Consider the following 9,791-nt stretch of genomic DNA (forward strand, 5'->3'; position numbering starts at 1 on the left):
AGGTCGAGGGGCGCGTCTGGGCCAGGGCCACCGCCGCCTGGGCGCCGTTCACGGACGCCGGCGGCCGGGTCCGCCTCGACAACCAGGTGCTCTGGGTGACCGGGGCCAGGTAGCGGCCCGGCGGCCACCCAGAGCGTCGCCCCTGCGGTCGAACGGGCCGAGGTAGCGGTCGCGGTCGTGGCCTGGCCACCGGGCGCAGACGCTGGCGAACCAGATCCACGGCCGGCCGAAGTAGGGGTCGCGGCGGTCGGCCCGGCGCGCGGCCCGCAGGTACGTCAACCGTCGGGCGGTCCTGGCCCCAACTCCTAACCGTAGTCGATCGATGCGTAGCGGCTCAGCTTGGACAGCTGGTGGCGGGCGTCGATCTGCCGGGAGGTGCCGGACTTGGAGCGCATCGACAGCGACTGGGTGAGGGCGCCGCGGCGGTCGAAGCGGACCCCGCGCAGGAACTCGCCGTCGGTGACGCCGGTGGCGGCGAAGAACACGTTGTCGCCCCGGACCAGGTCGTCGATGTCCAGGACCTTGTCGAGGTCGTAGCCGGCGTCAAGGGCGGCCCGGCGTTCTTCGTCGTTGCGCGGCCACAGGCGGCCATACATGGCCCCGTCGAGGCACTTGAGGGCGCAGGCGGCGATCACCGCCTCGGGCGTCCCGCCGATCCCGACCAGCATGTCGACCCCGGTGCCCTCCCGGGCGGCCATGATCGCCCCCGCCACGTCGCCGTCGGTGATCAGCTTGACCCGGGCCCCGGCCTGGCGGATCTGGCGGATCAGGTCCTCGTGGCGGGGCCGGTCGAGGATGCACACGGTCAGGTCGCCGACGTGCGCGCCCTTGGCCTTGGCGACCAGGCGCAGGTTGAGGGCCAGCGGCGCCTCGAAGTCGACCGCGTCGGCCGCCTCCGGGCCGACCACCAGCTTCTCCATGTAGACGCACGGTCCCGGGTCGAACATGGTGCCGCGGTCCGACAGGGCCACGACCGAGATCGCGTTCGGCATGCCGTTGGCGGTCAGGGTGGTCCCGTCGACCGGGTCGACGGCGATGTCGACCTCGGGCAGGGTGCCGTCGCCGATCTCCTCGCCGTTGTAGAGCATGGGGGCGTTGTCCTTCTCGCCCTCGCCGATCACCACCACCCCGGTCATCGAGACCGAGCCGAGCACGTGGCGCATGGCGTCGACGGCCGCCTGGTCGACGGCCTCCTTGTCGCCGAAGCCCATCTTCCGGGACGCGGCCATGGCGGCCGCCTCGGTGACCCGGACGAGCTCGAGGGCCAGGTTGCGGTCGGGGGCCTCGCCGTCGGCTCGAGCTTCCATCGCACACCTCCGCGTCGGTTCCGGGCCGGCGTTGGCCCCGGGGGACCATTTTCCCCACCGGAGGGACTGGCATCCAGGGCCGCTCCGGCTTACCCTGACAACGGTGGCCCCGCCCGCTCGGGTGTGCGTGGCCTCCGGCAGTCGGGCCCTGGTGCCGCCGATCCCACCCGGTTGGCGCCAAGGGCCCGCTGCATGTCCGGCGCCCGTGCGGTCTCGGGGCATGGAGGGAGCGGTGGGCGGCAGCCACGGTCACGGGCACGGCCACAGCCACACCCCTGTGCCGCTGGCCGGCTCGGCCGCCGGTGAGGACGAGGGGCTGCGGGCGGTCAAGCTGTCGGCCGCCGGCCTCGGGCTGACCGCCGCCGTCCAGTTCGCCTTCGTGGCCGCCAGCGGCTCGGTCGCCCTGCTCGCCGACGGCCTCCACAACCTGGGCGACGTGTTCACCACCGTCACCCTCTGGATCGCCTTCCGGGTCGGGCGGCGCCAGCCGGACCGCGGCTACACCTTCGGGTACGCCAGGGCCGAGGACGTCGCCGGGGTGCTGGTGGTCCTGGCCATCGCCGCCTCGGCGGTGGTCGCCGCCGCCGAGTCGCTGGCCAAGCTGGCCGGGGACGTGCCGCCGCTGCGCAACCCCGGCTGGGCGCTGGCCGCGGCGTTCGCCGGGGTGGCCGGCAACGAGGCCGTGGCCCAGTACAAGCTCCGGGTCGGCCGGCGGATCAACTCGGTCCCGCTGGAGGCCGACGGCCAGCACTCGCGGGTCGACGGGCTGGCCAGCCTGGCCGCCGCGGCCGGGATCGCCGGGGCCTGGGCCGGCTGGCCGGCCGCCGACCCGCTGGCCGGCCTGCTGCTGTCGGCCGTGATCGGCTGGGTGCTGGTCGGGACCACCCGCGACGTGCTCGCCCGGCTGCTCGACCGGGTCGACCCGGAGGTCATCGACGAGGTCGAGCGGGCGGCCGGGTCGGTCGCCGGGGTCGAGGCCGTGCACGCGGCCCGGGCCCGCTGGGTGGGCCGGTCCCTGCATGTCCTGGTCCACGTCGAGGTCGACCCCGACCTGCCCCTGCGGGCCGCCCACGACCTCGGCGAGCAGGTCCGCCACGCCATCTTCCACGCCCTCCCCGGCGTGGCCGCGGTCGACCTGCACCTGGACCCGGCCGGGGTCGACGAGCACGAGAGCCACGGCCACACCCTCCACCACCGCGATCAGGGCAGCCGGTAGCGTCTCCGGAAGGCGGCCACGCCGAGCGGGCTCACGGGCTCGCTGCCGGGTTGACGTACAGGTCGCCGCCCGCGAACGCGGCCGCGACCCGGCGCAGCGGGGGCGGGGCCTCCTCGCCGTCGCGCAGGCCGCTGGCCGGGCCGCCCTCGGCGTCCCAGCGCTGGCCGTCGCAGGGGCGGGCGAACCCGCTGCCGGCGACCCGCACCGGGCAGGAGCCGGGCGGGGCCAGGAACGCGCGCAGCTCCCCGCCGCGGCGGTCGACGACCACGACCTGCCCGGCCGGGCCGGCGACCTCGGTGACCGTGCCGGCGGGCAGCGACGACAGCGCGGCCACCCGCACCCAGGGCGGGCCGGGATGGCCGTCCCTGGTCAGGAACAGCACGCCCGCGACCAGGATCACGAGCCCGAACAGGGCCGAGGCGACGATCCAGCCGCGGCCGAGCTGGCTGCGCAGGATCAGCTTGCGGGCCCGGGCGGCCCGGGGCGGGAGGTAGGCGACCCGGCCGCCGGGGTCGCGGCCGGGTCGCGGCGGCCGGTCGGTGCCGGGCATGGGCGTCCTCCGGGGATCCGGGCGTTGGGGCGGCCGGATGGCCGGGTAGTATCTTCCCAGGTGCGGCCCGGCAGCGAGGCGCGGGCCGGTGGCGAGGGCGAGAGGGGCAGCGGCACCGTGGCGCAGGGACGCATCCGGGTCGTGGTGGCCAAGCCGGGGCTGGACGGGCACGACCGGGGAGCCAAGGTCGTGGCCAGGGCCCTGCGGGACGCCGGCATGGAGGTCATCTACACCGGCCTGCACCAGACCCCCGAGCAGATCGTGGCCGCCGTGGTCCAGGAGGACGCCGACGCCGTCGGGCTCTCGATCCACTCGGGCGCCCACATGACCCTGTTCCCCCGCGTGGTCGAGCTGCTGGCCGAGCGCGGCGCCGACGACGTGCTCGTGTTCGGCGGCGGCATCATCCCCCGCGAGGACATCGTCCTGCTCAAGGAGCAGGGCGTGGCCGAGATCTTCACCCCGGGCACCCCGACCCAGAAGATCGTCGAGTGGCTGCGGGCCGCCCTCGACCGGGCCGCCTGACCGGAGGCACCGCCAGCGCAACCCGACGGAGAGGCTGACGCATGGACCTGTTCGAGCATCAGGCGAAGGAGCTGTTCGCCAAGTACGGGGTGGCCGTGCCGCGCGGCGAGGTCGCCTGGTCGCCCGAGGAGGCCGAGGCGGCCGCGGCCGAGGTCGGCGGCACCGTGGTCGTCAAGGCCCAGGTGCAGATCGGCGGCCGCGGCAAGGCCGGCGGCATCCAGCTGGCCAAGGACCCGGCCGAGGCCCGCCAGCAGGCCGAGCGCATCCTCGGCATGGACATCCGCGGCCACACCGTCCGGCGGGTGCTGGTCGAGCAGGCCTCGGAGATCGCCGCCGAGTACTACGTGGCCATCCTCCACGACCGGGCCAGCAAGGGCTTCCTGGCCATGGCCTCGGTCGAGGGCGGGGTCGAGATCGAGCAGGTCGCCGAGGAGAAGCCCGAGGCGATCGTCAAGGTGCCCGTCAACCCGCTGGTCGGGCTGCGCAGCTACCACGTCAACCAGCTCGTCTACGGCGCCGGCTTCGACGAGCGGGCCCGCAAGGGCGCGGCCCAGCTCCTGGCCAGGCTGTACGAGGTGTTCGTGGCCGCCGACTGCATGCTGGTCGAGGTCAACCCGCTGGTGCTGACCGCCGGCGGCGACGTCATCGCCCTCGACGGCAAGGTCACCCTCGACGACTCCGCGCTGGACCGCCATCCCGACCTGGAGCAGCTGCGCGACACCTTCGCCGTCGACCCCCAGGAGCAGGCGGCCAAGGAGCAGGGCCTCAACTACATCAAGCTCGACGGCTACGTCGGCATCATCGGCAACGGCGCCGGCCTGGTCATGAGCACCCTGGACGTGGTCGCCCAGGCCGGCGGCAAGGCGGCCAACTTCCTCGACGTGGGCGGGGGCGCCTCGGCCGAGACCATGGCCGCCGGGCTCGAGGTGATCCTCTCCGACCCCAAGGTGCGCAGCGTGCTGGTCAACATCTTCGGCGGCATCACCCGCGGCGACCTGGTCGCCCAGGGGATCCTGGACGCCCTCGACCGCCTCGGCGACAAGGTCAAGGTGCCCCTGGTGGTGCGCCTTGACGGCACCAACGCCGAGGAGGGCCGGGCGCTGCTGGCCGGCTCGCCGTCCGACAAGGTGGTCCCGGCGGCCACCATGCTCGACGCCGCCCGCAAGGCGGTCGAGCTGGCCGGCGCCGGCGCCGACACGAAGGAAGGTGCCTGAGCCATGGCCATCCTCGTCGACTCCGAGACCCGGCTGGTCGTGCAGGGCCTGACCGGGCGCGAGGGCCGCTTCCACGCCCTGCGCAACCGCGAGTACGGGACCAACCTGGTCGCCGGGGTCACCCCGGGCAAGGCCGGCCAGGACGTCGACGGCGTCCCCGTGTTCAACACCGTGGCCGCCGCCGTGGCCGAGGCCGGCGCCAACACCTCGCTGATCTTCGTGCCCGCCCGCTTCGCCGTCGACGCCCTCTACGAGGCTGCCGACGCCGGCATCGGGGTGGTCGTGCTGATCACCGAGAACATCCCCGTGCTGGACATGACCAGGGCCTACAACTACATCAGGGCCAAGGGGGTGGCCCTGGTCGGGCCGAACTGCCCCGGGGTCATCTCGCCCGGCAAGGCGAACGTCGGCATCATCCCCGGCGAGATCACCCACGCCGGGCCGGTCGGCCTGGTGTCGCGGTCGGGCACCCTGACCTACCAGGTGATGTACGAGATGGCGGCGGCCGGGGTCGGCCAGACGACCTGCGTCGGCATCGGCGGCGACCCGGTGGTCGGGTCCAGCTTCGTCGACATCCTCGGGCGCTTCCAGGACGACCCCGAGACCGAGGCCGTGGTGATGATCGGCGAGATCGGCGGCGACGAGGAGGAGCGGGCGGCCCGCTTCATCTCCGAGCGGATGGACAAGCCGGTGGTCGCCTACATCGCCGGGTTCGAGGCCCCGCCGGGCAAGCGCATGGGCCACGCCGGGGCGATCATCTCCGGGTCCAGCGGCACCGCCCAGGCCAAGGCCGAGGCCCTGGAGGCCGCCGGGGTGCGGGTCGGCCGCAACCCAACGGAGACGGCCGAGCTGGCCGTCTCCGCGGTCAAGGAGCGGTAGAACAGCGGTCGAGTATCCGGCGCCGCATGCAGCGCCGAGCCATCCATGCAGCGCCAAGGCTTGCGCGCCGCCTCCGGCGGCCACGCAATCTACTCAAACCCGGATCCTCGAGCGGTGTTCTAGCCGGGTCAGGCCTCGGCCAGCACCACCGTGTTCATGATCTTGTCGCCGAACAGGGTCTGGCGCCTGGCGTCCCAGATCGGCCACAGGAAGCCGATGCAGAGCAGGCAGACGAGGCCGTCCAGGATGTGGAGCAGGTCACGGACGAAGGCCATGCCCCCGCCGATGGGCTGGCCGTCGGCCATCCGCACCAGCCGGAGGTTCAGCACCTGCTTGCCCCAGCTCTGCCCGGTCCGGCCCATCTGGATGCAGCGGTTGTAGATGAAGATCCCGAACGAGACCAGGTAGAGCAGGAAGGTGACCAGGCTGGCCCCGGTGCTCGGGGGCTCGCCGGGGTCGGTCCCGCTGAACAGGATCACGGCCAGGAACACCGGGATCGCGGCGATCAGGCTGTCGATCAGGTAGGCCCCGACCCGCTGGGGCCAGTTGGCCAGCGTCCGTCCCATGTAGTAGCCGGGCGGGTCGGCGACGTAGCCGCCCGCGGGCTGGGCCGGCGGCTGGCCGTAGCCAGGCTGGGCCGGCGTCCCGTACGGCGGCGGCTGGCTGCCGTAGGGCTGCTGGGGCGGCTGCTGGCCGTAGCCGGGCTGGTTGGGGTCCTGGGGTCCGTACCCCTGGGTCATGAGCGTTGCTCCTTGTCGTGATCGGTGGGTCGACGCCCGGTCCGGCCGTTACAGCCCGGGTCGTCCGGCCTGCTGCTCGGCGAAGTCGCCGAGCACGGGTAGCTTGAAGTGCCGGCCCTGGAAGCCCTGGACGAGCAGGACGACCCAGCCGACGATGAACGCGAACAGGACCAGGCCGAGCAGGGCGCGGATGGGGCTCGGCATGTAGTCCCGGACCACCCAGACCAGGGTCCAGAGCACGCCGTAGGCGATCGCCTGCATGGCGTGGAAGCGGACCTCCGGTCGCCGGTCGACCAGGAAGAAGATCAGGCCGGTCAGCCAGGTGATCCCGGGCAGCCCGTAGGAGAGCCCGGAGGCGACGTTCTCGGCCATCCCGCTGGACTGCGGGTACTGCCCGCCCGGCGGCGGGTGGCCGGGTTGCTGGTACTGCCCGCCTGGTTGCTGGTAGCCGGGCTGCTGCTGATAGCCAGGTTGCTGGTACCCGGGCTGCTGCGGATACCCGGGCTGCTGCGGGTAGCCGGGCTGCTGCGGGTAGCCAGGCTGCTGCGGGTACCCCGGCTGCTGGCCCCAGCCCTGGTCGCCGGGCGGTGGCGGGGGTGGCGGCGCGGCGCCGGGACCCGGGTCTTGGCTCCCACCCTGGGGTGGCGCGGGCGGCGGGGGCGGCGGGGTGCCCGGCGACTCCCAGCGGGGGGCGTCCTGGGCGCCGGGGGTCGTGTCGGCCGGTGGGTGGTCCGGGGGCGGCCGGTCGACGGGCGCCTCCGGCGTGCCGGGGGGCTCACGCGGCGGTTCGTCCCGCGGGTCCCGTGGGGTCGGCCCCTCGGTCATGGTCGTCCTCCTGTCGGTCTCACTCGGCTCATCCTCCGGGCGAGCCGGTCTATACCCACCCGAACCGGTGGAGCTGGAACGCCCAGCTTGCGACGCCCAGCACCGCGGCCACCCAGAGGGCTTGTCGGCGACGCGACGGCGGCCATTGCGCCGCGGCCGGTGCCCACCCGAGCGCCCTTGCGACCATCAGCACGGCCATGACCAGGGTGAACCCGGCCAGCAGGAGGGCGAACGGGTTGGCCGCCACGGCCGCTCCGAAGTCGCCGGAGGCCAGGCCGGTGGCGGCGGTGGTCATCCCGCACAGCGGGCACGGGATGCCGGCGAGCGTCCGCAGCGGGCAGGGGAGCCACAGCCCTTGCCCGCCGAGCGCCGCCTGGTAGGTCGCCGCGGCCCCGGCGGCGACCATGCCGGCGACCCCGAGCTGCTCGGGCACCGACGACGGTCGCCAGGCCCCCGCCGGATTCCGGGTGCTCATTCCGCGGTCCAGCTCCCTCCGCCTGGGGCGTGCTGCGTCCGTTCTTGCAGGCTGGCGCAGTGAACCATATGCGCAGGAGTGGTTCAATCCCGTCAGCGGGCCGGCCCCAGCTGGGTTGCCGGCACCGGCCCCCGATGGCAGCATCCGCCGTGCCGAGAACCAGGCGCCGAGATCCGGGGAGGCCGTGGCGGACAGCAAGCGGGTGGTCGTGCTCGTGTCCGGCCACGGCTCCAACCTCCAGGCGCTGCTGGACGCGGCCGCCGATCCCGGCTCGGGGATGGCGGTCGTCCTGGTCGGCGCCGACCGGCCCGGCGCCTACGGGCTGGAGCGGGCCCGCCGCGCCGGGGTCGACACCGCCGTGGTCCGGCCCGCCGACCACCCCGACCGCGCCGCCTTCGACCTGGCCCTGCGCGACCTGGTGGCCGCCGCCCGGCCGGACGTCGTCTGCCTCGCCGGGTTCATGCGCATCCTCGGGCCGGCGTTCGTGCGTGCCTTCCCCGACCGCATCCTCAACACCCACCCGAGCCTGCTGCCGGCCTTCCGGGGCGCCCACGCCGTCCGCGACGCCCTCGCCTACGGGGTCAAGGTCACCGGCTGCACCGTCCACCTGGTCGACGAGGAGGTCGACCACGGCCCGGTGCTGTTCCAGGCGGCGGTGCCGGTCGAGCCCGGCGACGACGAGGACCGCCTGCACGAGCGGATCAAGCGGGAGGAGCACCGGCTCCTGCCGCTGGCCGTCCGGCTGGTCGCCGAGGGCCGCGTCCGGGTCGAGGGCCGCCGCGCCCGCGTCGTCGAGCCGGAGGAGGTGGCGCGATGAGCCAGCCGGAGCGCCTGCCGATCCGCCGCGCCCTGGTCAGCGTCTTCCACAAGGAGGGGCTGGACCGGCTCGCCGCCGCCCTGGCCGCCGCCCGGGTCGAGGTCGTCTCCACCGGCTCGACCGCGGCCGCCCTCGAGGGCCACGGCCTCCGCGTCACCCGGGTCGAGGAGCTGACCGGGTTCCCGGAGCTGCTCGACGGCCGGGTCAAGACCCTCCACCCGAGGGTCCACGCCGGCCTCCTCGCCGACCGCGGCAGGCCCGCCCACCAGGCCGAGCTGGAGGCCGCCGGCATCGCCCCCTTCGACCTCGTGGTCGTCAACCTCTACCCGTTCGAGGAAACCGTCGCCGACCCCGACGCCGACCCCGCCCTGGCGGTGGAGCGCATCGACGTCGGCGGCCCGGCCATGATCCGGGCGGCGGCCAAGAACCACGCCTGGGTCGCCGTCGTCTGCGACCCCGGCGACTACCCCCTGGTCGGATCCGCCCTCGCCGCCGGCGGCACCACCCTCCAGGAGCGCCGCACCCTGGCCGCCCGGGCGTTCGCCCGGACCGCCGCCTACGACACGGCCGTGGCTGGCTGGATGGGTCAGACGGCCGGCGGGTTCCCGGAACGGCTGGCCGTCGGGGCGCGGCTGCGCCAGGTCCTGCGGTACGGGGAGAACCCGCACCAGGGGGCGGCCTTCTACGCCAGCGACGGGCCCGACGGCCCCTGGGGGCTGGGGGCGGCCGTCCAGGTGGCGGGCAAGGAGCTGTCCTACAACAACCTGCTCGACGCCGACGCCGCCCTGGCCCTGGCCGCCGAGCACGGGGAGCGCCCGTTCGCGACCATCGTCAAGCACACCAACCCGTGCGGGGCGGCGTTCGGGACGACCCTCGAGGAGGCGTACGCCGGCGCCCTGGACGGCGACCCGGTCAGCGCCTTCGGCGGCGTGGTCGGGCTGTCGCGCCCGCTGGACGCGGCCACCGCCAAGCGGGTCGCCGCCATCTTCACCGAGGTCGTGGTCGCGCCCGGCTTCGACGAGGAGGCCCTGGCCGTGCTGGCCGCCAAGCCGTCGCTGCGGCTCGTCCAGGTCGACCTGGCCCGCCCGGCCCGCGGGCTGGCCGTCCGCTCGGTGGCCGGGGGCCTGCTCGCCCAGGAGCCCGACCCCGGCGCCGACGACCCGGCCGGCTGGGCCCTCCAGGCCGGCGACCCGCCCGGCCCCGAGCTCCTGGCCGACCTCGCCCTCGCCTGGTCGGTGGCCGGCCA

At 74.7% G+C, this 9,791-nt stretch carries 11 protein-coding genes; 6 read left to right on the plus strand and 5 right to left on the minus strand.

Features of this window, described 5'->3' with window-relative positions; all coding sequences use genetic code 11:
* Positions 1–305: 305 nt before the first annotated feature.
* Complete coding sequence (gene glpX, locus VF468_06890) at positions 306–1,307, minus strand: class II fructose-bisphosphatase (GenBank protein HEX5878032.1); 1,002 nt, start codon at positions 1,305–1,307, stop codon at positions 306–308.
* 232 nt (positions 1,308–1,539) lie between these two features.
* Between glpX and VF468_06895 the strand changes: the two genes are divergently transcribed.
* Positions 1,540–2,523, plus strand: a complete 984-nt coding sequence (locus VF468_06895; protein HEX5878033.1) for a cation diffusion facilitator family transporter — start codon at positions 1,540–1,542, stop codon at positions 2,521–2,523.
* A gap of 31 nt (positions 2,524–2,554) precedes the next feature.
* Here the strand turns inward: VF468_06895 and VF468_06900 are convergent, their stop codons facing one another.
* Positions 2,555–3,073 carry a hypothetical protein gene (locus VF468_06900; protein ID HEX5878034.1) on the minus strand — a complete coding sequence of 173 codons (519 nt, stop codon included), beginning with the start codon at positions 3,071–3,073 and terminating at the stop codon, positions 2,555–2,557.
* A 117-nt stretch (positions 3,074–3,190) separates the two neighbouring features.
* On the opposite strand from VF468_06900, the gene VF468_06905 reads away from it, so the two are divergent.
* Genes VF468_06905 through sucD form a run of 3 tightly spaced genes read left to right on the plus strand, consistent with a single transcriptional unit; the run spans position 3,191 to position 5,688 of the window.
* The gene (locus tag VF468_06905) at positions 3,191–3,595 is read left to right on the plus strand and encodes a cobalamin B12-binding domain-containing protein (protein HEX5878035.1); all 405 of its coding nucleotides are present in this window, start codon (positions 3,191–3,193) and stop codon (positions 3,593–3,595) included.
* A gap of 41 nt (positions 3,596–3,636) precedes the next feature.
* A complete protein-coding gene (gene sucC, locus VF468_06910; protein HEX5878036.1) occupies positions 3,637–4,809 on the plus strand; it encodes an ADP-forming succinate--CoA ligase subunit beta in 1,173 nt (390 codons plus the stop codon).
* 3 nt (positions 4,810–4,812) lie between these two features.
* The gene (sucD, locus tag VF468_06915) at positions 4,813–5,688 is read left to right on the plus strand and encodes a succinate--CoA ligase subunit alpha (GenBank protein HEX5878037.1); all 876 of its coding nucleotides are present in this window, start codon (positions 4,813–4,815) and stop codon (positions 5,686–5,688) included.
* Between the two features lie 128 nt (positions 5,689–5,816).
* On the opposite strand, the gene VF468_06920 is transcribed toward sucD, so the two are convergent.
* Genes VF468_06920 through VF468_06930 form a run of 3 tightly spaced genes read right to left on the minus strand, consistent with a single transcriptional unit; the run spans position 5,817 to position 7,728 of the window.
* Positions 5,817–6,428: an RDD family protein gene (locus VF468_06920; protein HEX5878038.1), complete on the minus strand. Its 612-nt coding sequence runs from the start codon at positions 6,426–6,428 to the stop codon at positions 5,817–5,819.
* A 48-nt stretch (positions 6,429–6,476) separates the two neighbouring features.
* On the minus strand, positions 6,477–7,253 hold the full coding sequence (locus VF468_06925; GenBank protein ID HEX5878039.1) for a hypothetical protein: 777 nt from the start codon (positions 7,251–7,253) through the stop codon (positions 6,477–6,479).
* Between the two features lie 49 nt (positions 7,254–7,302).
* Entirely contained in the window at positions 7,303–7,728 is a 426-nt protein-coding gene (locus VF468_06930) for a DUF2752 domain-containing protein (protein ID HEX5878040.1), read from the minus strand.
* Positions 7,729–7,912: 184 nt separating this feature from the next.
* Between VF468_06930 and purN the strand changes: the two genes are divergently transcribed.
* A complete protein-coding gene (purN, locus tag VF468_06935; protein ID HEX5878041.1) occupies positions 7,913–8,545 on the plus strand; it encodes a phosphoribosylglycinamide formyltransferase in 633 nt (210 codons plus the stop codon).
* Positions 8,542–9,791 (plus strand): bifunctional phosphoribosylaminoimidazolecarboxamide formyltransferase/IMP cyclohydrolase (gene purH, locus VF468_06940; protein HEX5878042.1); only part of this gene is annotated, 1,250 nt, incomplete at its 3' end. The genes purN and purH, both read left to right, overlap by 4 nt.

The sequence above is a fragment of the Actinomycetota bacterium genome, from assembly GCA_036280995.1.
In the GTDB taxonomy this organism is placed as follows: domain Bacteria; phylum Actinomycetota; class CALGFH01; order CALGFH01; family CALGFH01; genus CALGFH01.